Source organism: Nocardioides hankookensis (assembly GCF_042658885.1).
In the GTDB taxonomy this organism is placed as follows: Bacteria; Actinomycetota; Actinomycetes; order Propionibacteriales; family Nocardioidaceae; genus Nocardioides; species Nocardioides hankookensis.
On sequence record NZ_JBHSRJ010000008.1, the window covers coordinates 175,874 to 200,436 of the forward strand.

The 24,563-nt window shown below is 71.8% G+C and carries 21 protein-coding genes; 7 read left to right on the plus strand and 14 right to left on the minus strand.

Annotated features, from left to right (window positions below; translation table 11 throughout):
- Positions 1–11: 11 nt before the first annotated feature.
- The 4 genes from ACFPYL_RS18310 to ACFPYL_RS18325 are packed head-to-tail and all read right to left on the minus strand — an operon-like array spanning position 12 to position 2,918.
- Complete coding sequence (locus tag ACFPYL_RS18310) at positions 12–356, minus strand: hypothetical protein (protein WP_379157530.1); 345 nt, start codon at positions 354–356, stop codon at positions 12–14.
- Positions 357–367: 11 nt separating this feature from the next.
- Positions 368–1,180, minus strand: coding sequence for an ABC transporter permease (locus ACFPYL_RS18315; protein ID WP_379157533.1), 813 nt, complete (start codon positions 1,178–1,180; stop codon positions 368–370).
- Positions 1,180–1,989, minus strand: a complete 810-nt coding sequence (locus ACFPYL_RS18320) for an ABC transporter permease (RefSeq protein WP_379157536.1) — start codon at positions 1,987–1,989, stop codon at positions 1,180–1,182. The genes ACFPYL_RS18315 and ACFPYL_RS18320 overlap by 1 nt, the downstream gene beginning before the upstream one ends.
- A complete protein-coding gene (locus ACFPYL_RS18325; RefSeq protein ID WP_449289721.1) occupies positions 1,989–2,918 on the minus strand; it encodes an ABC transporter ATP-binding protein in 930 nt (309 codons plus the stop codon). Before ACFPYL_RS18325 ends, ACFPYL_RS18320 begins: the two co-directional genes overlap by 1 nt.
- A 158-nt stretch (positions 2,919–3,076) precedes the next feature.
- Between ACFPYL_RS18325 and ACFPYL_RS18330 the strand changes: the two genes are divergently transcribed.
- Positions 3,077–3,457 (plus strand): RidA family protein, encoded by a 381-nt coding sequence (locus tag ACFPYL_RS18330; RefSeq protein ID WP_379157539.1) that lies wholly within the window; start codon positions 3,077–3,079, stop codon positions 3,455–3,457.
- A 3-nt stretch (positions 3,458–3,460) separates the two neighbouring features.
- Positions 3,461–4,291: an EamA family transporter gene (locus ACFPYL_RS18335; protein ID WP_379157542.1), complete on the plus strand. Its 831-nt coding sequence runs from the start codon at positions 3,461–3,463 to the stop codon at positions 4,289–4,291.
- 1 nt (position 4,292) lies between these two features.
- Here the strand turns inward: ACFPYL_RS18335 and ACFPYL_RS18340 are convergent, their stop codons facing one another.
- The 3 genes from ACFPYL_RS18340 to ACFPYL_RS18350 are packed head-to-tail and all read right to left on the minus strand — an operon-like array spanning position 4,293 to position 7,233.
- Positions 4,293–5,255 (minus strand): haloalkane dehalogenase, encoded by a 963-nt coding sequence (locus ACFPYL_RS18340; protein WP_379157544.1) that lies wholly within the window; start codon positions 5,253–5,255, stop codon positions 4,293–4,295.
- Between the two features lie 47 nt (positions 5,256–5,302).
- Complete coding sequence (locus ACFPYL_RS18345) at positions 5,303–5,902, minus strand: YdeI/OmpD-associated family protein (protein ID WP_379157547.1); 600 nt, start codon at positions 5,900–5,902, stop codon at positions 5,303–5,305.
- A gap of 56 nt (positions 5,903–5,958) precedes the next feature.
- A complete protein-coding gene (locus ACFPYL_RS18350) occupies positions 5,959–7,233 on the minus strand; it encodes a hypothetical protein (RefSeq protein WP_379157550.1) in 1,275 nt (424 codons plus the stop codon).
- 88 nt (positions 7,234–7,321) lie between these two features.
- Here ACFPYL_RS18350 and ACFPYL_RS18355 point away from each other — a divergent pair, with 88 nt between their 5' ends.
- Together ACFPYL_RS18355 and ACFPYL_RS18360 are read left to right on the plus strand one after the other, a co-directional pair.
- On the plus strand, positions 7,322–7,876 hold the full coding sequence (locus tag ACFPYL_RS18355) for a GNAT family N-acetyltransferase (RefSeq protein WP_379157552.1): 555 nt from the start codon (positions 7,322–7,324) through the stop codon (positions 7,874–7,876).
- On the plus strand, positions 7,873–8,271 hold the full coding sequence (locus ACFPYL_RS18360) for a hypothetical protein (protein ID WP_379157555.1): 399 nt from the start codon (positions 7,873–7,875) through the stop codon (positions 8,269–8,271). The genes ACFPYL_RS18355 and ACFPYL_RS18360 overlap by 4 nt, the downstream gene beginning before the upstream one ends.
- 23 nt (positions 8,272–8,294) lie before the next feature.
- Here the strand turns inward: ACFPYL_RS18360 and ACFPYL_RS18365 are convergent, their stop codons facing one another.
- Positions 8,295–9,113 carry a hypothetical protein gene (locus tag ACFPYL_RS18365; RefSeq protein ID WP_379157558.1) on the minus strand — a complete coding sequence of 273 codons (819 nt, stop codon included), beginning with the start codon at positions 9,111–9,113 and terminating at the stop codon, positions 8,295–8,297.
- A 111-nt stretch (positions 9,114–9,224) separates the two neighbouring features.
- On the opposite strand from ACFPYL_RS18365, the gene ACFPYL_RS18370 reads away from it, so the two are divergent.
- Together ACFPYL_RS18370 and ACFPYL_RS18375 are read left to right on the plus strand one after the other, a co-directional pair.
- Positions 9,225–13,727: an ATP-dependent helicase gene (locus tag ACFPYL_RS18370; protein WP_379157560.1), complete on the plus strand. Its 4,503-nt coding sequence runs from the start codon at positions 9,225–9,227 to the stop codon at positions 13,725–13,727.
- Positions 13,720–14,463 (plus strand): DNA-formamidopyrimidine glycosylase family protein, encoded by a 744-nt coding sequence (locus ACFPYL_RS18375; RefSeq protein ID WP_379157562.1) that lies wholly within the window; start codon positions 13,720–13,722, stop codon positions 14,461–14,463. Before ACFPYL_RS18370 ends, ACFPYL_RS18375 begins: the two co-directional genes overlap by 8 nt.
- Positions 14,464–14,470: 7 nt before the next feature.
- Here the strand turns inward: ACFPYL_RS18375 and ACFPYL_RS18380 are convergent, their stop codons facing one another.
- Together ACFPYL_RS18380 and ACFPYL_RS18385 are read right to left on the minus strand one after the other, a co-directional pair.
- A complete protein-coding gene (locus ACFPYL_RS18380; RefSeq protein ID WP_379157564.1) occupies positions 14,471–14,773 on the minus strand; it encodes a helix-turn-helix domain-containing protein in 303 nt (100 codons plus the stop codon).
- A 58-nt stretch (positions 14,774–14,831) separates the two neighbouring features.
- Positions 14,832–15,320 carry a CinA family protein gene (locus ACFPYL_RS18385; RefSeq protein WP_379157566.1) on the minus strand — a complete coding sequence of 163 codons (489 nt, stop codon included), beginning with the start codon at positions 15,318–15,320 and terminating at the stop codon, positions 14,832–14,834.
- Positions 15,321–15,343: 23 nt separating this feature from the next.
- Here ACFPYL_RS18385 and ACFPYL_RS18390 point away from each other — a divergent pair, with 23 nt between their 5' ends.
- On the plus strand, positions 15,344–17,140 hold the full coding sequence (locus ACFPYL_RS18390; protein ID WP_379157568.1) for a glycoside hydrolase family 15 protein: 1,797 nt from the start codon (positions 15,344–15,346) through the stop codon (positions 17,138–17,140).
- Here the strand turns inward: ACFPYL_RS18390 and ACFPYL_RS18395 are convergent.
- The 4 genes from ACFPYL_RS18395 to rimO form a co-directional block, all read right to left on the minus strand.
- A complete protein-coding gene (locus ACFPYL_RS18395) occupies positions 17,127–19,910 on the minus strand; it encodes an ExeM/NucH family extracellular endonuclease (protein WP_379157570.1) in 2,784 nt (927 codons plus the stop codon). The genes ACFPYL_RS18390 and ACFPYL_RS18395 overlap by 14 nt on opposite strands.
- Before the next feature lie 83 nt (positions 19,911–19,993).
- Positions 19,994–22,306, minus strand: coding sequence for a bifunctional metallophosphatase/5'-nucleotidase (locus ACFPYL_RS18400; RefSeq protein WP_379157573.1), 2,313 nt, complete (start codon positions 22,304–22,306; stop codon positions 19,994–19,996).
- Between the two features lie 192 nt (positions 22,307–22,498).
- The gene (gene pgsA, locus ACFPYL_RS18405) at positions 22,499–23,128 is read right to left on the minus strand and encodes a CDP-diacylglycerol--glycerol-3-phosphate 3-phosphatidyltransferase (RefSeq protein WP_379157575.1); all 630 of its coding nucleotides are present in this window, start codon (positions 23,126–23,128) and stop codon (positions 22,499–22,501) included.
- Positions 23,128–24,513: a 30S ribosomal protein S12 methylthiotransferase RimO gene (gene rimO, locus ACFPYL_RS18410; RefSeq protein WP_379158155.1), complete on the minus strand. Its 1,386-nt coding sequence runs from the start codon at positions 24,511–24,513 to the stop codon at positions 23,128–23,130. The genes pgsA and rimO overlap by 1 nt, the downstream gene beginning before the upstream one ends.
- Between the last annotated feature and the right edge of the window lie 50 nt (positions 24,514–24,563).

Here is a 24,563-nt window from a genome sequence, read left to right on the forward strand (position 1 = left end):
CGGGCTCAGCCTCAGCGCAGCTCGGTGAGGAACGCGTCGACGTCGTCGATGCTGAGGGTGAGCTCGCGCAGCCGGACCGGTACGCCGAGGACGCGCCCCGCGGCCGGCGGCTCGATGGTCACCCGCACCAGCGGTCCGGAGGCGGTGTTGACCAGCCAGCGGCCGCGCCAGCCGTGGGCGCCGATGCTGAGACGGCGCCACGGGACCGCCGCGACGGCGGCGACCGACGCCCGCGGGACGACGGTGCGGAAGGACCAGCCGAGGGTGACCACCAGGGAGCTCGGGGTCACCTCGACGCGCGGCCAGATCAGCAGCATCGCGAAGAGCGCGCGCAGCACGGGGTTGCCTCGTGGCATCGGGTGCCGGCTCACGTGAGCAGCAGCCCGTCGAGACGGCGGCCGACGATCCTGAGGCCGATGACGCCCATGGCGACGAGGTAGACCACCGAGATCGCGGAGCCCCACGACAGTGCACCGGTGGTGAGCTCGCGGCACAGCACGACACCACGGTAGAGCGGCGTCAGCTCGACGACCCAGCGCACCACGGTCGGGTAGGCCTCGACCGGGAAGAACGTCGCGGAGAAGAGGAACATCGGGATCGTCGCCAGCGTCACCCACTCGAAGTCCTGCCACGAGCGCATCCAGGTCGTCAGCGCCATGCAGACGCCGCCGAACGCCAGGCCGATCAGGAGTGCCGCCGGCACGACCAGCAGCGCCCACCACGACGACACCAGGTCCATCGCGACCATCACCAGCAGGAAGCCGGCGGAGTAGATGCCGCCGCGCAGCAGCGACCAGGTCAGCTCGCCACGGGCGATGTCCATCGTCGTCAGCGGCGTGGCCAGCATCTGGTCGAACAGCTTGTTGTACTTGAGCTTGAAGAAGAAGTTGAAGGTGCTGTCGAGCAGCGAGCCGTTCATCGCGGACGCGGCCAGCATGCCGGGCGCGACGAACTCGGCGTACGGGATGTCCTGGCCGTTGAACTCGAAGCCGGTGATCAGCTGGCCGACGCCGACGCCGATGGAGAAGAGGTAGAAGACCGGCTCCAGGAAGCCGCTGGCGAAGATGTACCAGGCCCGACGGTAGGCGAGGTAGTTGCGGTAGACGAGGAGGCCGGTGGCCTCGCTCGGGGAGAGTGGGCGGGCGGCGGAGCGGCCGACGGCGCTGACGGTGAGGGACATCAGCCGACCATCCGCTTCGTCAGCCGGCGGACCGCCCAGAACCAGCCGAGCACGGCGAGCACCACCAGGTAGGCGACGTGCACGAGCGCGGTGCTGCCGTCGAGGGTGTCCAGGGTCAGCATCCGGGTCAGGTCGACGCCGTGCCACAGGGGCGTCGCCCTCGCCAGCGCCGCCATCCAGGGGTCGAGGTTGTCGATCGGGAAGAAGGCACCGGAGAAGAGGAAGAGCGGGATCATCCCGAGCCGGAAGACGAGCGCGAACGGGCTCTCGTCCTTGAGGCCCGCCGACAAGGCGTAGATCGGCGTCGCGAACGCGAGCCCGAGGAGGAACTGGACGAGGTAGGCGAGCACCGCTCCCCACACCGTCGCGAACACCCCGAACGGCGCCATCACCAGCGTGAACACGCCGCAGGTGAGGCCGACCCGGAACATCACGAAGCCGAGGTGTCCGAGGATCACCTCGCTCACGGTGAGCGGTGACGCCGTCATCCCGAAGTAGGTCTTGTGCCACTTGACCATGCCCATGACCGGGTAGGTGACCTCGCCGAAGACGGTCTGCATCGACTGGGCGGCGAGCAGGCCCGGGGCGATGAAGACGAGGTACGACGTCGCGCCCTCCAGCTGCGCCGGGTCGCCCTCGACGTAGTCCCCGAGCAGCACGCCCATCGCCAGCACGTAGAAGAGCGGGGTGACGAACGACGAGATCGCCGAGCCCTTCCAGGTCCGCCTGTATACGATCGCCCAGTAGTCGACGAGCCGGGCGGCGCCGGCGAACGGGTGGGACGGAACTGTGCTCCGGCTGTCGCTCATCAGTCGACCAGCGTCCGGCCGGTGAGGCGGAGGAAGACGTCCTCCAGGGTCGCGCGGCGTACCAGCGTCGCGACCGGCTCCAGGCCGCGCTCGTGCACCTTGGCGACCGTCTCCTCGCCGTCGGCGGTGTAGAGCAGCAGCCGGTCGGGCAGCACCTCGACGCGATCGGCCAGGTCGGCGACCTTGTCGGCCGCGGCCTCGTTGTCCCCGACCCCGAAGCGGAGCTCGGCGACCTCGCGGGTGGAGTGCTCGGCGATCAGGCTCAGCGGCGAGCCCTCGGCGACGATCAGGCCGTTGTCCATCACGACGAGGCGGTCGCAGAGCTGCTCGGCCTCGTCCATGTAGTGGGTCGTGAGGACCAGCGTCACGCCCTGCTGCTTGAGCCGGAAGAGGCGGTCCCAGACGACGTGCCGCGCCTGCGGGTCGAGCCCGGTCGTCGGCTCGTCGAGGAGCAGGATCTCGGGGCGGTTGATCAGGCTGCGCGCGATCGTCAGCCGTCGCTTCATGCCGCCGGAGAGGTCCTCGACCATCGAGCCGGCCTTCTCGGTCAGCTGCACGAACTCGAGGAGCTCGTCGACCCGCTCGCGGACCTCCTTGCGCGGCAGCCCGAAGTAGCGGCCGTAGACGAAGAGGTTGTCGCGCACGGTGATCTCGAGGTCGAGGGTGTCCTCCTGCGGGCAGACCCCGATCCGCGACCGGATCTGCGGGCCGTCGCTCGCCGGGTCCATGCCGAGGATTCGCAGCGTCCCACCGCTGACCGGCGACACCGCCGCCACCATCCGCATCGTGCTCGACTTGCCGGCGCCGTTGGGGCCGAGGAACCCGAACGCCTCGCCCCGCCGTACGTCGACGTCGATGCCCTTGACGGCCTCGAACTGCCCGAACGACTTGCGCAGGCCCTGGGCCAGGATCATGGAGTCCGAGGTCACGAACGACGACCCTACAAAGGTCCGCCGACATCGCTCACCTGGATATCGGCGGCCGGCGCCCTCGCGCGTGCTCCGCGTCTGCCGTTGGTGACCAAACGTGGTGTGGGAGCGCCCCAGATCTGCGGTTGGTGACCAAACGACGGCCCTAGGCTGCGACCATGACCCGCACCTCCGCCCGCTCCGGCTCCCCGTTCGAGACCTCCATCGGCTTCAGCCGCGCCGTCCGGGTGGGCAGCACCATCGCCGTGAGCGGCACGGCGCCGGTGTGGCCCGACGGCAGCGTCGACCCGGATCCGGCGGTCCAGGCCCACCGCTGCTGGGAGATCATGCTGACGGCCCTCGAGGAGCTCGGCGGCACGGTCGACGACGTCATCCGCACGCGGCAGTACGTCGTGGACGCGGCGGACGGGGACGCCGTCGGTGCCGTGCACGGCGAGGTCTTCGGCGACGTGCGCCCGGCCAGCACGATGGTCGTCGTCAAGGAGCTGCTCGACCCGCGCTGGAAGGTCGAGATGGAGCTCGACGCCGTCGTCGACTGACCGGTGGACGCCACCGCCCTCGTCCTGACGCTGCTCGCCGCGGTCGTCCACGCCGGCTGGAACCAGCTGCTCTCCGGTTCCCGCGACCCCCAAGCACGCGTGGGCGTCGCGATGCTGGTCGGGGCCGTCGCGACGGCCCCGTTCGCCCTCGTCGGCTTCCGGTGGGACCCGGCGGTGTGGCCGTACGTCGGGGCCTCCGTCGCGTTCGAGCTCGCGTACGTCGTGCTGCTGGCGGCGGCGTACCGCGTCGGGCCCATGTCCACCGTCTACCCGGTCGCCCGCGGCAGCGCCCCCGTGCTGGTCCTCGGCGTCGGCGCCCTCCTCGGCGTGCAGGTCGGGCCGCTGCCCGCGCTCGGGGCGGTCCTGGTCGTCGCCCGCATCCTGCTGGTCCGCACGCCCTCGGCCACCTCCGCCCGCGGCCTGCTGATGGCGCTGGCCGTGGGCGCCTGCATCGCCGGCTACACGCTGGTCGACGCCCACGGCGTCGACCACGCCAGCGTGCCGGCGTACCTCCTGGTGGTCCTCGGCCTCACGGCCATCGCCCAGGTCGTGGTCGCGGCGCGGGGCCGCGGGGTCGACGACCTGGTCCGGGCCGCGTTCGCCCGCGACGAGTGGTGGCGGACGGTCCTGGTCGGGCTCGGCTTCTTCCTCGCCTACGGGCTCGTCCTCCTCGCCCTGCGTACGGCGCCCGCCGGCCCGGTCGCCGCGATCCGCGAGACCAGCGTCGTCATCGCCGTGCTGATGCTGACGGTCACCGGACGGGAGCCGCTGCGCACCCGGACGCTGGTCGGCGCGGCCGTCGTCACCGCCGGCGTCGCCCTCGTCGTCCTGTGACTCAGGTGGTGGCGATGACCTCGGCCACCACCCGGCCGAGCTCCGGGCCGGCGTCCTCCTGCAGGAAGTGGCCGGCACCGGCGATGGTGACGTGCCGACGACCGCGCGCACCGGGCACCCGCTCCTGGAACACCGCGTCCCAGCCCCGGGTGGCCGGGTCGCCGTCCGAGTAGGCGGTCACGAAGGGCCGGTCGAACTCCTCGAGCGCGCGCATCGTCCGGCGCCCGATCCGCGCGCCGACGTCGTTGCGGGTCAGCGGCAGCAGCGCGATCATCTGGCGCAGCCCGGCGGTGTACTCGGCACTCGGGTACGGCGCGTCGTACGCCGCCAGCACCTCGGGGGTCGGTGGCGTCGTCGTCGCGGCGCCGACGAAGTCGCTCGGGCGCAGCACCGGCGCCCGCTGCGTGTGGAGCAGGTAGTCGACGAGCCCCTCCTCGATCACCACCCGCGACTCCCCCACCCCGTGCACCGCCCACGTGAGCCGGTCCGCCAGCGCCGGGTCGGCCGTGTGCAGGATCGTGTTCGCAGCGACCACCCGGGCGAACCGGCCCGGCTCCGCCGCCAGGACGCTGAACCCGATCGGCCCGCCCCAGTCCTGGGCGACCAGCGTGACGTCGCGGAGGTCGAGCCGGGTGACCAGGCTCCGGGTCCACTCGATGTGCCGGGCGAACGTGTAGTCGGTCGCCACCGCCGGCTTGTCGGAGCGGCCGTAGCCGATGTTGTCGGGCGCGATCACCCGGACGCCCGCCGCCACGAGCACCGGTACGACGGTCCGGTAGAGGTAGGACCAGGTCGGCTGACCGTGCAGCAGCAGCGCCACCGGCCCGTCCGCCGGACCCTCGTCCAGGTAGTGCATCCGGACGGGGTCGAGCCCGGACGCCTCCACCTCGACGTACTGCGGCCCGAAGGGATAGCCCGGCAGTCCCACGAACCGCTCGTCCGGGGTCCGCAGCACGTCGCTCACGCGGGTCAGTGTGGCGCAACCGTGCACGATCGTCGGCCGATCGCCCGCTAGGTGCCCGACTTCGCCTTCGGCACCGGGTACGGCGTCCTGCCCTCGGCGAGGGCATCGGTGAGCTGCTGGATGCGGCGTGCACGGGTCTCCGGACGCACCGCGGTCTGGACCCGCTGCACGAACGCGAAGCGGTTGCGGCCGTCCAGCGCGGCGTAGACGTCGGTGAGGCCGCGCGTGGCCAGGGCGGCCTCGAGGTCGTCCGGCACCACTGCGGTGGCGGGGCCGTCGTACGCGGCGTCCCAGCGGCCGTCCGCCATCGCCCTCTCCACCTCGGCCACGCCGGCCGGGCGCATCCGCCCCTCGGCCGTGAGTCGCTCGATCCGCTCGCGGTTGATCTTCGACCAGACGGACCTCGCGCGCCGCGGGGTGAACCGCTGCACGTAGCAGTCGTCGTCGATCCTCCGGGCGATGCCGTCGATCCAGCCGAAGCAGAGCGCCACGTCGACGGCCGTCGTCCAGTCGATCGACGTGACTCCGGAGCCCTTCTTCGCCATCCGCACCCAGACGTGCGAGGCGGTCGACGCGTGGGCGTCGAGCCATGCCTCGAACGCCCCGTCGTCCTCGAAGAACACCGCGTCGGAGTGGTCCATCGACATGCCGGCACCCTAGCCTCGGGCACCGACACACCTGCCGCGAGACGGTGGGCGCCGGCTCAGGCCGTGAAGGCGAGGAGGTCCGCGACTCCGGCACGGATCGCGTCGTACGCCTGTCGCAGCGTCGCAGGATCGGTCGACACGCTCACCACGTCATCGGGCGAGTGGAACTCGCGGAAGTTGCCGGCGACGGAGAGCAGCGGCACGCCGTCGCCGAGCCGGTCGTGCCAGACCTGTCCCTCGCCCGGCCACTTCGCGGCGACGCCGATGTTCGCGACCGACAGGTCGTCGACCAGGTCCGGGACGGTGGCGTTCGCGGGCTGGCTGTAGGCGGCGCGGGGGCCGAGCACGCGGGAGCCGTCGGGCTGCTGGCGGGTGGCGCCGATCGCGGAGCCGAGGTGGAAGACGGCTCGGGGCTCGAGGTCGAACTCCTCGGCGAGGTACCTCCGGGCCCCGTAGTTGTACAGCTCGTGGGCCGTGTTGCCGACGAACAGCACCGGATGCTCCTGCGCGAGGTCCGTCGCCAGCTCCAGCGCGACGGCGAGCCCGGTGGCGCGCTCGGCGGCGCAGTTGAACCAACCGGTGAGCGGCGTCGTGACGACCACCGGGTCGGCGACGGGCTTCCGGGTCCCGAACCAGGCGGTGACGACCCGCGTCCGTCGCGTGGTGGTCCGTGCCGAGAACTCGACCTCGGCGCCGTACGCCGCCAGGTCGTTGGCGACCCGACCGGGGACGAGCAGGGTCGGGACGCCCGTCTTGGGGAGGTCCGGGTCGCTGTTGTAGCCGATCAGGCCGTCGTACGACGGGTTCGTCCCGAGGGCGGCGTTCGTCGCGAGCACGGCGAGCCGGGCGCCGGCGGCCTTGGCGTCGGCGAGCGCACCGAGCACTGCCGGGTCGTTGCCGTCCAGCTTGGTCGTGACCGGGCGCACGAAGTCGGCTCGGCCGGAGAAGCTGCCCTCGCCCTCGAAGTAGAGCGGCACGGTGTCGACGCGGTGCTGCCCGACCCGCACGTCCGCGTGCCAGTCGTAGAACGGGAAGTCGTAGCCCCAGCTCCCGACGCGACCACCGCGGCGCCTCAGCTCCTGCTCCAGCCACCCCAGGGCCTGCTCCTGCGAGGGCGTGCCGGTCCGGTGGACGCCGAACTGGCTGTAGCCGCGGACGGACGTGTGCAGCGACTCGTCGAGCCCGGGTTGCTGGCCATGACGCCCGGCCACCCGACCGGCACGGCCGAATGCCGGGGTCACGCCGAGAGCCACGGTGCCGGCGAGGCCCGCGGTCGCGACGACGGCGCGGCGCGAGAGCCGGCCCGTGCTTGTTCCGAGTGGAGCGGCCATGTCTTCTCCCGAGATGTCGTGACGCCCGATGATCAGTCGACTATATCGACTGTATTTGTAGGCATTCGATCGGGGCAGGATGACCCGCATGACCCTGACCACGCCGACGCTGATCACCGAGCGCCTGCGGCTGCGCCCGTTCACCGACGCGGACTCCGACGACGTCTACGCGCTGCACTCGGACGCCCACGTGCTGCGCTACTGGGACTCCCCGCCGTGGACCGACCGGGCACGGAGCGAGCAGTTCGTCGCGCGGTCTCGGGCGATGGCCGAGGAGGGCAGCGGGGCGCGGCTGGCGATCGAGCTGGGCACCGACGGGACCTTCGTGGGGTGGTGCAGCCTCAGCCGCTGGAACCCGACGTACCGGAGCGCGGCCCTGGGCTACTGCTTCGGCGAGACAGCCTGGGGCCACGGGTACGCGACGGAGGCGGCACGCGCCGTCCTCGCCTGGGCGTTCGGGACGCTCGACCTGAACCGTGTCCAGGCCGAGACCGACACCCGCAACCTCGCCTCGGCAAGAGTGCTGGAGAAGCTCGGCTTCCAGCACGAGGGGACGCTCCGCGAGGACTGCGTCGTGGACGGCGTGGTCTCGGACTCATGGGTCTACGGGCTGCTCCGGCGCGAGTGGCCGGACGGCCAGTGAAGCGCATCGTCACGATCGTCGCCGTCGCGGCCGCGCTGCTCGCCGCGGTCGTGACCTCGCTCGTCGTGCGCGGGTCCGCCGACGAGCCGGCTACCGGCCTCACCGTCGGCTGGGGCGGCGGCGAGGGGCGCCCTGCTTGCGTCTACGCGGCAGGCGACGACAGCGCGCACGCCACGATCGCGATCGACGGCTCGGTCCCCCACGAGCAGTCGGTGACGATCACCGTGACGGCGTACGCCGACGAGAACACCTCCGACCTGGTCGGCACCGGCACCAGGACCGTGGAGGTCGACGGGGACGTGCACGAGTCGGTCGACGTCACGATCCCGGTCGACCGGCCGCCGCACGTCGACGAGGACGGCGTCGCCGCCTGCGCCCTCGACTGGACGTACTGACGACCGGTCGACCGGGACTCGCCTCAGAGCACCTTCGCCGTGAGGTCGATGGCCGTGTCGTACCGGTAGCCACACTCCGAGTAGACGGTGCCGACGGTGCCGCTCGGGCAGAGGCTGTTGTTCTCGGCGTGCTGGACGTAGAGCATCTTGCCGGCCGAGTCGACCGAGACCTTGCCGCCCGTGCCGATGTTGAGCTTCACGGCGCCCAGCGTCACGGTCGCCGTGGCGTCGCGCGGCCCGCCGCACTTGACGTCGCCGCCGCTGTCGGTCACCAGCTTGCTCACGGTCCAGTGGGCAACCTCCCGGATCGCGGTCTCGGTGAGGTCGCTGAGCTTCTTGGGCAGGGGGACGAAGTCGATGGCCAGATCGAGGATGTCCCCACGGTGGCTCGCCGGCTGCTTGAAGCAGGCGATGCCGGCGAAGGTGAGCGTGGCCGTGCCCGAGCTCTTGAGGGCCGGCCCCGGCTGGATCCCCCAGCCCGTCTGGCTGTAGACGGCCTTGCCGTCGCTGCGGGTGACGTCGACGTCCGTCAGGTTCACCCCGGTGAACGGGAGCACGATGTCGCGCGCGTACCACCCGTCGTCGTTCTTGCAGGTGGTGATGTTGTACGTGAGCGCACCGAGCCCGTTGTCGGCGGAGTCAGTGGGGGCGTCGGTGGCCTCCCCGCCGGTCCGGTAGTCGTAGTACACCCGGGCGGAGTACTTGACCGAGGACGAGATCTTCACCTTCTGGATCTCCTGGCAGGGCTGGGGCTTGTCCTCGGCGGACGACGGGCCGGCGACGCCGCCGGTCAGGGTGGTGGCGGCGATGGCTCCGGCGAGCGCCAGACGCAGGTGCTTCATGGTGCCTCTTTTCCGAGATTCTCCGAGAGATGGAATGTGACAATAACGTGTCAAACTTCGTCAAGTCACGCGGTTCTCGGAGCTGTCGGTGCCGTGAGCAAAGATGGTCCGGTGACCGGTCCCCTCGCCCGCTTCAGCGAGCCGACCCGCACCTGGTTCGGTGCGGCGTTCGCCGAGCCGACGCCTGCCCAGGTGGGGGCGTGGGACGCGATCGGGGCCGGCCGGCACGCGCTGGTGGTGGCGCCCACCGGCTCCGGCAAGACGCTGAGCGCGTTCCTCTGGTCGCTCGACCGGCTGCTGAGCACCGAGGAGCCGCCGGAGAAGTCGAAGCGCTGCCGGGTCCTCTACATCTCCCCGCTCAAGGCCCTCGGCGTCGACGTGGAGCGCAACCTCCGGGCTCCCCTGACCGGCATCCGGCACACCGCCGACCGTCTCGGCACCCCCGTGCCGGAGGTCAGCGTCGGCGTCCGCTCCGGCGACACCCCGGCGGCCGACCGCCGCAAGCTCACGACTACGCCGCCCGACATCCTCATCACGACGCCCGAGTCGCTGTTCCTGATGCTCACCAGCCAGGCGCGCGAGTCGCTGCGCGGCGTCGAGACGGTCATCGTCGACGAGGTGCACGCGGTGGCCGGCACGAAGCGCGGCGCCCACCTCGCCGTCAGCCTGGAGCGCCTCGACGCCCTGCTCGACAAGCCCGCGCAGCGCGTCGGTCTGAGCGCCACCGTCCGCCCGCTCGACGAGGTGGCCCGGTTCCTGGGCGGCACGGCGCCGGTCGACATCGTCGCCCCGCCGAGCGAGAAGGAGTGGGACCTCAGGGTCGTCGTACCCGTCGAGGACATGACCGCCCCCGACGACTACGACGAGGACAGTGACGACCCGCAGCGCGCCCAGAGCATCTGGCCCCACGTCGAGGAGCGGGTCGTCGACCTGATCGAGCAGCACCGCTCGACGATCGTCTTCGCCAACTCGCGCCGGCTCGCCGAACGGCTGACCGCCCGGCTCAACGAGATCGCCGCCGACCGGGCCGGCGTCGCCGTCGACACGGAGGGCGAGGCGCCCGCCCAGGTGATGGCGCAGTCCGGGCAGTCCTACGGCGCCCAGGCCGTGGTCGCGAAGGCCCACCACGGCTCGGTCTCGAAGGAGCAGCGGGCGCTGATCGAGGATGACCTCAAGCGCGGCCGGCTCCCCTGCGTCGTGGCGACCAGCAGCCTCGAGCTCGGCATCGACATGGGCGCCGTCGACCTGGTGATCCAGATCGAGAGCCCGCCGAGCGTCGCGAGTGCCCTCCAGCGGGTGGGCCGCGCCGGGCACCAGGTCGGCGAGGTCTCACGAGGCGTGCTCTTCCCCAAGCACCGCGGCGACCTGGCCCAGACCGCGGTTGCCGTCGACCGGATGCGCACCGGCTCGATCGAGTCGCTGCGGGTGCCGACCAACCCGCTCGACGTGCTCGCGCAGCAGGTGGTCGCCACCACGGCGCTCGAGGCGTGGCAGGTCGACGACCTCTTCGAGCTGGTGAAGCGGAGCGCGCCGTTCGCGCAGCTCCCTCGCAGCGCCTACGACGCCACCCTCGACCTGCTCAGCGGCCGCTACCCCTCCGACGAGTTCGCCGAGCTGCGCCCGCGCGTGGTCTGGGACCGGGTGACCGGCTCGATCACCGGCCGGCCGGGCTCCCAACGCCTCGCGGTCACCAGCGGTGGCACCATCCCCGACCGCGGCCTGTTCGGGGTCTTCCTGGTCGGGGGCGAAGGTCCCGGCCGTCGGGTCGGCGAGCTCGACGAGGAGATGGTCTACGAGTCGCGGGTCGGCGACGTCTTCGCGCTCGGCGCGACCAGCTGGCGGATCGAGGACATCACCCATGACCGGGTGCTCGTCACCCCCGCGCCCGGCATCCCCGGCCGGCTGCCGTTCTGGAAGGGCGACACCCTCGGCCGCCCGGCCGAGCTCGGCCGGGCGATCGGCTCGTTCACCCGCGAGCTCGGCGCGCTCCCCCGCGAGCGTGCCGAGGAGCGCGTCCGCGCCGACGGCCTCGACGAGTACGCCGCCGCCAACCTGGTCGGCTACCTGCACGAGCAGCTCGAGGCGACCAACCTGCTGCCCAGCGACCAGACCCTGCTCGTGGAGCGCTTCCGCGACGAGCTCGGCGACTGGCGGCTGGTCGTGCACTCGCCGTACGGCGTCCCGGTGCACGCGCCGTGGGCGCTCGCGATCAACGCCCGCCTGCGCGAGCGGTACGGCGTGGACGGCCAGGCGGTCGCGTCCGACGACGGCATCGTGATCCGGATCCCCGACACCGACGCCGACCCGCCCGGCGGCGACGTCATCGTCTTCGAGCCCGACGAGATCGACACGATCGTGACCCAGGAGGTCGGCGGCTCGGCGCTCTTCGCCTCCCGCTTCCGCGAGTGCGCCGCTCGAGCGCTGCTGCTCCCCCGGCGCGACCCCGGACGTCGCTCGCCGCTGTGGCAGCAGCGCCAGCGCTCGGCGGCGCTGCTCGAGGTCGCCGTGCAGTACCCGTCGTTCCCGATCGTCCTCGAGGCGGTCCGCGAGTGCCTCCAGGACGTCTACGACCTGCCGTCGCTCACCGCCCTGATGCGCGGCATCGACCGCCGCGAGGTGCAGGTCGTCGACGTCGCGACCCACCAGCCGTCGCCGTTCGCCCGCACCCTGCTCTTCGGCTACGTCGCGCAGTTCATGTACGAGGGCGACTCCCCCATCGCCGAGCGCCGCGCCGCCGCCCTCGCACTCGACCAGGGCCTGCTCGCCGAGCTCCTCGGCCGCGCCGAGCTGCGCGAGCTGCTCGACCCCGAGGTGCTGGTCGAGGTCGAGGCCGAGCTGCAGCGGATGGCCCCCGACCGCCGCGCCCGGGACGCCGAGGGCGTGGCCGACCTGCTCCGCCTGCTCGGTCCGCTCGCGACCGCCGAGGTGGCGGCGCGCTCGCTCGACGGCGCCGACACCGACGGCTGGCTCACCTCGCTCACCGAGAGCCGACGCATCGTCGAGGTCCGGATGGCCGGCGAGGAGCGGTGGGCGGCGATCGAGGACGTCGGTCGCCTCCGCGACGGGCTCGGCGTCCCGGTGCCGCCCGGCACTCCCGACGTCTTCGCCGAGCCCGTCGACGATCCGCTGGCCGACCTGGTCGCCCGCTTCGCACGCACGCACGGCCCGTTCACCGTGGACGACGTCGCGGCGCGCCTCGGCCTGGGCGTCGCGGTCGTCCGTCTCACACTGCAGCGGCTGGCCGCCCAGGGCCGGGTGCTCGACGGCGAGTTCCGGCCGTCCGGCTCCGGCACCGAGTGGTGCGACGCGGAGGTGCTGCGCAAGCTACGACGGCGGTCGCTGGCCCGGCTGCGGCAGGAGATCGAGCCGGTCGAGCCGGCCTCCCTCGGTCGGTTCCTCACGACCTGGCAGCACGTCGGGGGCCGGCTGCGCGGCGTCGACGGGGTGGTCAGCGTCATCGACCAGCTCGCCGGCTGCCCGGTGCCCGCCTCGGCGCTCGAGCCGCTGGTGCTCGGCTCACGGGTGCGCGACTACGAGCCGTCGTACCTCGACGAGCTGACCGCCTCCGGCGAGGTCATCTGGGCGGGCCACGCCGCCCTGCCCGGCGCCGACGGCTGGGTGTCGCTGCACCTCGCCGACCAGGCGGCGCTGACGCTCCCCGATCCGACGCCGATCGAGTTCTCCGCGCAGAGCGAGGCGGTCCTCGAGGCGTTGCGACCCGGAGGCGCATGGTTCTTCCGGCAGCTGTCCGACGCCGTCGGCTCCACCGACGACGCTGCGCTGTCCGCGACGCTGTGGGAGCTCGTCTGGTCGGGCCGGATCAGCAACGACACCCTCACCCCGCTGCGGGCACTCACCCGCGGCGGCACCCCGGCACACCGCAGCCGACGACCACCGCCGCGCACCAGCCGCCCCGGCCGGCCGACCCGCACCGGCCCTCCCGAGACGGCGGGTCGCTGGGCGCTGCTGCCCGAGATCGACACCGACCCGACCCGACGCGCGCACGCGACCGCCGAGCGACTCCTCGACCGGCACGGCGTCGTGATCCGCGGTGCCGTGGTGAGCGAGCGGGTGCCCGGCGGGTTCGCGGGCGTCTACAAGGTGCTCTCGGCCTTCGAGGACTCCGGCCGCTGCCGCCGCGGCTACTTCGTCGACGGGCTGGGCGCCGCCCAGTTCGGCACCGCGGGCGCGATCGACCGACTGCGCACCTTCTCCGAGGTCCCGACCGACGCCAAGCCGGTCGCCGTCGCGCTCGCCGCCACCGACCCCGCGAACCCCTACGGCGCAGCCCTGCCCTGGCCGGAGACGAGCGGGCACCGACCGGGCCGCAAGGCCGGGGCGATCGTGGTGCTGGTCGACGGCGTCCTCACGTTGTACGTCGAGCGCGGCGGGCGCACGCTGCTCACCTGGAGCGAGGACGCGGACCAGCTGACCCCGGCCACGGCGTCGCTGGCCGAGGCGGTCCGGCGGGGCTCGCTCGGCCGGCTCACCGTCGAGAAGGCCGACGGCGAGCCGCTGCTCGGGTCAGGCTCGACCCCGCTGCGCGAGGCGCTCCAGGCGGCCGGCTTCGTGGCCACCCCGCAGGGATTGCGACTGAGGTCCGCCGGTGCCTGAGGGCGACGCGGTCCGCCGCGCCGCACAGCGACTGCAGCGCGGGGTCGCGGGCGAGGTGCTGACCCGCACCGACTTCAGGGTCCCGCAGCACGCGACCGCCGACCTGACTGGCGGCACCGTGGTCGAGACCGTGTCGCGCGGCAAGCACCTGCTGACGCGCATCGACACCGCCGACGAGCAGTACACGCTGCACACCCACCTCAAGATGGAGGGCAGCTGGCGGATCCGCGACCCTGGCTGGGACAGCCGGTCCCACGAGGTACGGGTGGTGCTCGGGACCGAGCGGGCAACCGCCGTCGGTTCCCTGCTCGGCATCGTCGAGCTGATCCCCCGCGACTGGGAGCCCGAGGTCGTCGGACACCTCGGCCCAGACCTGCTCGGACCCGACTGGGACGAGGATGAGGCGTTGCTCCGGCTCCGACGGGAGCCGGAGCGGCCGGTGTTCGAGGCGCTGCGCGACCAGACTCTGCTGGCCGGTGTCGGCACGATCTACGCCGCCGAGGCCCAGTTCGTGATGGGCGTGGCGCCCGGGACACCGATCGGCGAGGTGGCCGACCTGCCCCGCTTGGTGCGCAGGGTGCGCCAGATGCTCGACCAGGAGTGGTCGCGGTCCAACCGTCTCTGGGTCTACCGGCAGCGCCTGTGTCGTCGCTGCGGGACTCGCGTGACGATCACCGCCTTCGGCCGCCCCGGGCAGGAGCGTACGGCGTACTGGTGCCCCAGCTGCCAGCGTTGACCAGCGCTCAGGCGGCGGAGTTGACGACCTGGCCCGCGCGGGGAGCGACCGGGATGCGCGTGAGCGCCGCCGCGGCCTCCTCGAGGGCGACCAGGTCGGAGACGTCGCGCAGGACGTCGGAGAGGGGGACGTCGAGGGCCGCACACAGCGAGGCGAGCAGCTCGGAGGACGCCTCCTTCTGGCCGCGCTCGATCTCGGAGATGTAGCCCAGGCTCACCCGGGCGTCCGCGGAGACCTCGCGCAGGGTCAGCCCGCGCTGCATCCGGGCGTCACGAAGCACGTCGCCGAGCAACCGACGAAACAGCACCATGCGCGCCTCCTTCTCCGACAGAACATCGGCAGACATCACGTCAACCTGTGGGGCAACGCTACCCGAGAGGTGTTTCTTCCCGCCGGAGGACCTGCTCAAAGGATGAGAGCGCTTCCCGGCAGGTGCGGTCCTGGATCTGCCCGCGCCTGCCCCGCAGCTCGAGTGCCACCGCCGCGACCAGGTCGGGACCGGCGATCCCCACGAAGACCGTCCCGGCGGGCTTGCCCTCCTGCTCGGCCGGCCCGGCGACCCCGGTCGTCGCAACGCCGTACGTCGCCCCGGTCAGCGCCCGCACCCCGGCGGCCATCGCCTGGGCGCACTCCGACGACACCACGCCGTGCTCCTCGATGACCCGCTCCGGGACGCCGAGCAGCGACGCCTTGAGCTCGGTCGCGTAGGTGACGACGCCGCCGACGTACACGTCCGATGCTCCGGGCACCCCGGTCAACAGCGCGGCCAGCCGACCGCCGGTGAGCGACTCGGCGGTCGCGACCGTCTCCCCCGCCGCGCGCAGCAGCGCGTGCACGCTCTCGACCGGATCCTTCACACCCCGAACGTTAGTGTCCGAGCATGGCGCTTCCCATCGAGGACTACGCACTGGTCGGCGACCGGCGCAGCGGGGCGCTGGTCGGCCGCAACGGCTCGGTCGACTGGCTGTGCCTGCCGCGCTTCGACTCCCCCGCGTGCTTCGCCGGCCTCCTCGGCACCGACGACCACGGTCACTGGCAGCTGTGCCCCGTCGCCGAGTACGACGTACGCCGGCGCTACCTGGACGCCTCCGCGGTCCTGGAGACGACCTTCACGACCGCGACCGGTGAGGTCACGCTCACCGACGCGATGCCGCAGGGCGACGGCCGGGCCGACCTGGTCCGGAGGGTGACCGGGGTCCGCGGCACGGTCTGGATGCGACACGAGTGGAGGGTTCGCCTCGACTACGGCGCGATCCTGCCGTGGGTGCGCCGCCAGACCGTGGACGGCGAGGACGTCATCACCGCGACCGGCGGCCCGGACCGCCTGGTGCTGCGCGGGCCGCGGCTGCCCCGCGCCGACGACCACCGCCACGTCGACGAGTTCGACGTCACCGAGGGCGACGTCCTGACCTTCTCGACGACCTGGCTGCCGTCGTACGCACCGCTCGACGGGATCGGCGCCTCGGACGACCAGATCGAGGCGTCCGTGCACGAGAGCACCCGCTGGTCGGCCCACTGCCGCGCCGACGTGCCGCGCGTCGAGGTCGTCCGCCGCTCGCTGCTCACCCTCCGGCTGCTCACCGACGAGCAGTCAGGTGGCATCGTCGCCGCGCCCACCACGTCGCTGCCCGAGGACCCGGGCGGCGAGCGCAACTGGGACTACCGCTACTGCTGGCTGCGCGACGCCGCCCTCACGATCGGCGCCCTGATCCGCGCCGGGCACGTCGACGAGGCCCAGCTGTGGCGCGGCTGGCTGCTGCGCGCCGTCGCGGGCGACCCCGACGACCTCCAGATCATGTACGCCGTCGACGGGCGGCGCCGCCTGACCGAGGAGACCCTGCCGCACCTGCCGGGCTACGCCGGGTCGACCCCGGTGCGGATCGGCAACGGAGCCGCCCTCCAGCGCCAGCTCGACGTGCTCGGCGAGGTGATGGTCGCGCTCGAGCAGACCCGCCAGGCCACCGGGCACGCCGACCGCGACGCCTGGGCCGTGCAGCGTGCACTGGTCGGCAACCTCGCCGAGAACTGGCACCGCAAGGACCACGGGCTGTGGGAGATCCGCGGCCCGCAGCAGCGGTTCACGCACTCGCAGGCGATGGTCTGGGCGGCGTTCGACCGCGCCGTGCGGGCCGTCGAGGAGTTCGACCTCGACGGGCCCGTGGACGAGTGGCGTCGGTTGCGCGACAAGGTCAGGAACGAGGTGCTGACCCACGGCTTCGACGCCGAGCGCAACACCTTCGTGCAGTTCTACGGCAGCACCGAGGTCGACGCGGCACTGCTGGTGCTCCCCCAGATCGGGATCGTGGCCGGCGACGACCCGCGGATGCTCGGCACGATCGAGGCGGTCGAGCGCGACCTGCTGCGCGACGGACTGCTGCTCCGCTACCGCACCGAGACCGGCGTCGACGGACTCGCCGGGGACGAGCACCCGTTCCTGGCCTGCTCCTTCTGGCTGGTCTCGGCGTACGCCGGCGCAGGGCGCCTCGACGACGCCACGGCGCTCTTCGAGCGGCTCTGCGACCTGACGAACGACGTCGGCCTGCTCTCGGAGGAGTACGACCCCGCCGGCAAGCGGATGGTCGGCAACTTCCCGCAGGCGTTCAGCCACCTGGCGCTGGTGCACGCGGCGTTCGACCTCGAGGCCGCGCGCACCAGCAACCCGGTCAGAAGAGCTTGATCACCCGGACGTTCACCGTCTGGCTGCTCGGTGCGATCGCATCGGTGCCAGCGTAGGTGACCGTCACCGGCTGAAGGCCGGCCTGGGTGAACGGTCCCACCAACGTGGTGGCGTAGCCGCGGACGAGGCGCACCTGCTTCGTGTGCCCCTCCCAGCCGACCGTGACCGAGCCGGTCGGCGTGCCTGCGGCCGACGTCACCTTGACCACGAGTCCGACCGGGGTCAGCTTGGCGATCGCCACCTGCGGGACCGCCGTGGCGGTGACGGTCGACGGCGCCTTGATCGCGGGCAGGTCGAGGCCGACGACCTCCGGGTCGTGGTCGGAGGCCCGGTAGGGGTCGGGCTCGTAGAAGTCCGTCGCGTTGTAGTTGTAGCGGCTGTACTCGAACGCGATCGACTCCTCGGCGTTGATCTGCCAGACGTCGGTGCCGGTCACCATGGCCTCGGCGGCCGAGTTCGCGAGCACGTGGTCGAGCGAGCCCGCGAGACCGTCGAAGTTGTACGTCGTCTCGCCGCCGTTGAACTGGGTCTGCAGATCGACGTAGCCGTCGCCGTACAGCACCTGGAGCGGGTCCTCCTGGGTGTAGGAGTTGAAGTCGCCCGTGAGGAAGATCTTGTCCGTGCCGAGGTCGTCGGCGAAGCCGTCGGCGAAGTCGCTGAGCGCGTGTGCCTGGGCGACCCGGTCGGGGTTGGCGTTGCCCTGACCGGTGCCGTCGTCGACACCCGAGCCCTTGGACTTGAAGTGGTTGACGATCACCGCGAAGGCGTCCGAGTCCGGGGCGCCGGTGGCCTTGAAGCCCTGGGCGAGCGGCTCGCGGGCGTCGGCGAAGGCGGCCGATCCGGTCAGCACCTTCGAGCCGCCGACGAGCACGACGTCGGCAGGCTTGTAGATGAACGCCGTCCGGATCACGTCCTGCTCCTCGGTCGGCGGCAGGTCGGCGGCGGCCGGCGACGGGGCGAAGGCCCAGGTGCCGGCACCGGCGGCTGTGTTGAGCGCATCGACCAGGGTCGAGACGCCGGCGTCGCGGTCCTGACCGAGCTTGACCGAGTTCTCGATCTCCTCCAGCGACACGATGCTCGCGCCGAGGTCGTTGATCGCGCTGACGATCTTGGCCTGCTGGCGAGCCAGGCTCTCTTCGGTCGCGGCGCCGCGCGGGCCGGGGCTCGCCTCGGTGCCGCAGGTGTTGTCCGTGATGTGGTTGCCGGCCCGGTCGTCGTAGTAGGTGCAGCTGCCCTGCCCGGAAGCGACGTACTCCTCACCGGTGGTCGGGAAGTAGTTGAGCACGTTGAACGTCGCCAGCCGGATGTCGCCGCCGACGTCCTCCGGGGCCGCGGTGCGGGTGTTGGTGAACGTCGCGACGTCCGCGCCGGAGTCGGTCACCGGGCTGGTGGGCTGGAAGTTCCAGAGGCTGTTGCGGTACTCGAGGATCACCGGCTCGTGGAAGCTGACCGCTGAACCGACGCGTACGGGGTTGGTCTTCGAGAGCCACGGCAGCGGGGTGCCCTTGTTGGCGGCGCTGTTGAAGTTGACGCTCTGCCCGTCGTCGAGGGTGACCGCCTTCGCGGCATTCTCGGCGCTGATGGCCGCGATCGCGGCCGTGTCCTGGGCGTCGGCGACGTCGGTCGGCTGGACGAGCGGCGTGTCGCCGGAGGCGAGCGTGAACGACGCGTAGTAGTTGGTGTCGTAGTTGTCGGTCACCGTGAAGTCGCCCTGGGGAGCCACCAGCTCGCCCTCGTGGGACTCCTTCTCGGCCGGCGTGTCGAGGTCGCTCCACGGGACGGTCAGCGGGGTGACGGTCCCGAGAGATTCGGGCAGCACCGCGACGTCGTCGGCACCGACGCCGGTGATCTCGGTCGTGCCTTGGTACTCGCTCACATCACCGGTCACCTCCACGCTGTCGCCGATCTCGACCTGCGCGGTGGCGGCGCTCCCGTAGACGAACACTCCGTCGGAAGCACCGGGGGTGTCGGGGGTTCCCGGCGTCTCGAGGTAGAAGCCGCTGAAGCCTCCGGTCGGGTATGCCGCCGTCACGACACCCTCCGTGGTCACGGCCTGACCCACCAGGGGCGAGGCATCGCCGGTGCCCTGGATCTCGGCGATGGTCGCCTCGGTCGGGTCCGGGTCGTCCGGCGGGGTGACCGTGCCGGCGTTCTGCGGGTTCGGTGCGCCGACGGCGAAGTCGGCCGCGTTGTCGTCGGTATCGCCGGCCGTGCGGCTCGCGGACGTCGCGTTGGCGGTTCCGGCAGCCTTGGCCGTCTCGAAGGTGTTGCTGTTGACGCCGACCAGGTCGACGATCCCGGTGCGGGTGGTGGAGCCGTCGGCGGTCGGGTTGAGTGCCGTCGTGCCGGTGGCGAGCCAGACCGTGAAGGCGGTTCCGGACATCGCGACGGTGCCGGTGGCGTCCGGCGTCGGCAGGGGCGTCGTTCCCCCCGTGCCGGCGGCCTCCTGCACGAGGTAGTGGCCACCGGCCGGGACGCTGCCGCTGAGGGCCGTCACGCCGGTGGCGGCGGCAGTCCCGGCCGAGCTGCGGTACTGGACCGACATCCCGGCGACGCTGATCGGCGCCGAGGTCGGGTTGTAGAGCTCGATGTAGTCGTTGGTGTACGTCGCGCCGGCGTTGCCGCCACCGCCGTACACCTCACTGATGACCAGCCCGGTGCTCGCCGCACCGGCCGGAGCAGCCGCGCCGAGGGCGAGGCCGGAGGCTGCGACGGACAGACCGGCGACGAGCGCCAGTCCGCGCCGCGACGCCCGAGACGTCGTGAACATGGAGAACCTTCCGAGAGGACCTGCGTGATGGAGGAGGAGGCACGGCGTCGGAGCCCACCGAGTCGATGGGCCCCGACGTCGGCCTAGCGGTGCCTGACGACCCTGACCTTCAGCGAGGTCGCCGACGGCAGCGTGTTGCTGGTGCCGAGGTAGCGCACCTTGACCTTCTTGATGCCCGTGGTGCGGAACGGCTTGAGGGTCGCGACGCCCAGTCCGCGCTCCAGCCGGAGTCGGTAGAGCTTGCCCTGGGCCTGGACCAGGACTCTGCCCGGCGCGGTGGCGCGACCGGCCCGGACCCGCACGATCACCGTCACTCGGGTCTTCTTCGCCACCGCCTTGACGGGACGGAGCCTGGCCGACAGCGACGACGTCGCCTTCATGAGCTTCACCGGCACCGCGACGGCGCTGCCGGTCTGCTCGCCCGTGACGGTCAGCGTCTTGGTGCCGACCGGCACTCCGGCCGGCAGTCGGAACGAGACCGACGCCGTGCCGGCCTCGTCGTCGGTCGCGCCGGGCGCGACCGTGTTGTCGACCGGGAAGGAGCCGAGCTTGAACCGCCCGAGCGACACCGCGACCTTCGAGTCCTGCAGGTCGCCCGCCCCGGTCATCGCCAGCGACGAGAGGTCGAACGCGACCCGCTGGCCGGCACGGTACGACGACGGCGCACCGGAGGGGAACGTCAGCCCGACCGCGCGCTGGCCGTAGTCGACCGGGAGGGCCGTGCTGCTGGCGAACGCGGACATGTAGTCGACCATGCCCTCGAGGTCGGTCTTGCCGGTGTCCTGCTTGCCGGTGCCACCGGCGAACGCCCCGAAGTTGTCGCCGCCGGTGGACAGGAACGAGTTGACCGTGACGGAGAACGTGTCGGATCCGGTGATCCGGGTGCCCTTCAGCCACATGCCGGTGACCTTCTTGGTCGCCGGGTCGTAGGTGTAGGTGAACCCCTTGGACACCCCGAGCCGCAGGAACGGACGCGATGCACCGGCGGGCTGCCACTGCTGCTCGAGCGCGTCGCGGATCTGAGCGCCCGTCAGGTCCATGTTGACCAGTGTGTTGGCGAACGGTTGGACGTTGGCCGCCTGCTTGTAGGTCAGCGTGGTCGGGTAGGTCCCGGGGGTGTTCCCGACCATGTCGGCGCGCAGCCCGCCGGGGTTCATGAACGCGATCTGGGCGGAGCCGGTGGTCGCCGACTCGGTCGCCCACCGCTGCGCCTCGGCGACCAGGTTGCCGAGCGACGACTCGCCGCCGCGGTTCTCCTCGGTCGCGGTCGGGTCCGCGGCCTTCGGCCGCGCTGCCCGCTTGAACGGGCCGGCGATGTCACCGAGCGGCACTGCGCCCTTCACCTCGGCACTGGCAACGGCTGCGTCGACGATCGACTTGGTCGCCGAGTCCGCCGGGTAGTTGGGCGTGTAGGTGGGCGACGACGTCGTGCAGCCTGCGGTGCAGGTCGCCAGCGGGAGGATGCCCTGGTCGATGCTCAGGATCTGTCCGGTGTCGGAGTCGACGGACATGTCCAGCTGGTTGAGGTTGTAGCCGTACTGGCCGGCGGACACGACGGGGCGCTCCGTCACCGGTCGGCCTGCCCAGCCGGCGACCGGGAAGTGGCAGTTGTAGGCGAGGTGGGTGTGCCCGGAGACGATCGCGTCGACGTTGTCGTTCACCCCCGCGATGATGCTGCCGAAGTCCGAGGTCGGGTCGTCGTCCATCGTCGCGCAGTCGGTGCTGGCGGCCCCCTCGTGGACGAGGAGCACGATGACGTCCACGCCGCTCGCCTTCAGGGCGTTCGCCTCGGTGTTCACGGCCGTCGGGATGTCGGTGACGGAGATGTCCTGGATGCCGCCGGGCGACACCAGCTCGGGCAGGTGCTCGGTCACGGCTCCGATGAAGCCGACCTCGACGCCGCCCATGGTCTTGACGAAGGTCGGGTCCAGCGCCGGATTGCCGGACGCCTTCATCTTCACGTTCGCGCCGATGTACTTCCACGATGCTCCGCCGTCTGGATTGCTCGGCGAAGCTGGCGCCATCACCCGGTTGACCAGGTCGTTGTAGCCCTTGTCGAACTCGTGGTTGCCGACCGCGGAGACGTCCAGGCCCGCCTCGTTCAACGCATCGATCGTCGGCTTGTCGTTGTTGATGAACGACTCGAACGTCGATGCGCCGATCAGGTCGCCGGCAGCGGCGAAGACGGTGTTCGGCTGGGCGGTCCGGATCTGCTTGACCGCGCCGGCGAGCACGGCCGCGCCGGCCTCGACGCCGTTCGACTTGATCCGGCCGTGGAAGTCGTTGGTGGCGAGGATGTTGATGTCGACCGGAGTGACGGCCTGAGCGGGCGTCGCGACGAACACCAGCGACGTCGCCGCGACGGCACAGCCGGAAATGACGGCAAGAGCACGCATGCCCCTGCGCGCCCGAGAACTGGGGGGCACTAGGTGAACCTTTCGGTGGTCTGGACCGATGTCCTCGCCACCTAACCCCAGGCACCAGCAGAAAATCCAGGCCTCGTCGATAACGGGAGGTAAACATTTCGGCTGGAGCCGTCGCCAGCAGGAGGGACGCCTGCATGACCTCGATCTGGCAAGAGCAGATCTCTACAAACGCCCGCCTCCGGAGTTGCGCAGCGTTGCCCGCTGCTTCCAGACGTCGCGGTAGAACTCCCACCCGGACCACAGCGTCAGGGCGACCGCGACCGCCAGGAACGCCTGAGCCAGGTAGAAGATCACCTCGCCGGGGACCTCCAGCCCGCTGGGCAGGTCGGGGTCGCGCAGCGGCAGGCAGAGCGTCGCCAGGGCGACGGCCTGGAAGGTCGTCTTGATCTTGCCCAGGTCGGCGGCCGCGATGACCACCTTGGAGAGGATCGAGAGCCGGAGCAGCGTGACGCTCCACTCCCGGATCAGCACGACGATCGTCACCCACCACCAGATGTCGCCGACGATCGAGAGGCCGATGAAGGCCATGCCGGTGACCGCCTTGTCGGCGATCGGGTCGGCGATCTTGCCGAAGTTGGTGATCAGGTTGTGCTTGCGGGCCAGGTCACCGTCGATCTTGTCGGTGATCATCGCGAGGGAGAAGATCACGAACGCGACGCAGCGCCAGGTGATCGAGTCGCCGCCGTCGACCAGCAGTGCCCACGCGAAGAACGGGACCGCGACGATCCGTGCCGTCGTCAGCACGTTGGGGACGTTCCAGTTGCTGGGCTGCGCCTGCGTCGCCTCTGCCATCACAGGACCCGAGCGTAGAGGTCGGCGCCGTCGGACTCGACGACCACCGCGCGGACCAGGTCGCCGACCTGGGCGTCCGAGTCGAGCAGGTAGGTCGAGCCGTCGACCTCGGGGCCCTGGTGGATGGCCCGTCCCTCGACACCCTGCCCGTCCTCGGCGCCGACGTTCTCGACGAGCACGTCGACGGTCTCGCCGATCCGCTCGGCCGCCCGCTGGGAGGTGAGCTCCTCGACCAGGTCGCCCACGTGCTCGACCCGGGCCCGGACCTCGTCGTCGTCGAGCTTGCCGTCGTACGTCGCGGCCTCGGTGCCGTCCTCGTCGGAGTAGCCGAACACGCCTGTCACGTCGAGGCGGGCGGCGACCAGGAAGTCGCAGAGCGTCTGCAGGTCCACGTCGCTCTCGCCGGGGAAGCCGACGATCACGTTGCTGCGGACGCCGGCCTCGGGCGCCAGCGCCCGGATCTGCTCGAGCAGCGCGAGGAAGCTCTCGGGGTCGCCGAAGCGGCGCATCCGACGCAGCACGCCCGCGCTCGCGTGCTGGAAGGAGAGGTCGAAGTACGGCGTGACGCCGGGCGTGCCAGCGATCGCCTCCACCAGCCCGGGCCGGGTCTCGGCGGGCTGGAGGTAGGAGACCCGCACGCGCTCGACGCCGTCGACGGCGGCCAGCTCGGGCAGCAGCGTCTCGAGGAGTCGCAGGTCGCCGAGGTCCTTGCCGTAGGACGTGGAGTTCTCGCTCACCAGGAAGAGCTCGCGCACGCCCTGCTCCCCCAGCCAGCGTGCCTCCTGGAGCACGTCCGAGGGCCGGCGGCTGACGAACGAGCCGCGGAAGGACGGGATCGCGCAGAAGGAGCAGCGCCGGTCGCAGCCGCTGGCCAGCTTGAGGGACGCCGTCGGGCCGGAGTCGAGGCGGCGGCGCAGGGACGCCGGGCCGGACGCGTGCCCGGGGACCGGCGTCGTCGACAGCGCGCGCTCGACGGGCGTGATCGGGAGCAGCAGCCGGCGGTCCTGCGGCGTGTGCGCGGCGTGCGACTCCCCCGCCACGATCGAGCGCAGCCGTGCGGCGATGTCGGGGTAGTCGTCGAAGCCGAGCACCGCGTCGGCCTCGGGCAGCGACTCGGCCAGCTCCTTGCCATAGCGCTCGGCCATGCAGCCGACCGCGACGACGGCCTGGGTGCGACCGGTCGCCTTGAGGTCGGCAGCCTCGAGCAGCGTGTCGACCGAGTCCTTCTTCGCCGACTCGACGAAGCCGCAGGTGTTGACCACGACGGTGTCGGCGTCGGCCGGGTCGCCGACGAGCCGGAACCCGTCGGCCTCCAGCCGGCCGGCCAGCTCCTCGGAGTCGACCTCGTTGCGCGCGCACCCGAGGGTCACCATGGCGACCGACAGCAGTTCGCGGGCGGGGGCAGGGCTGACAGTCACGCTGTCGGATGAGGTCG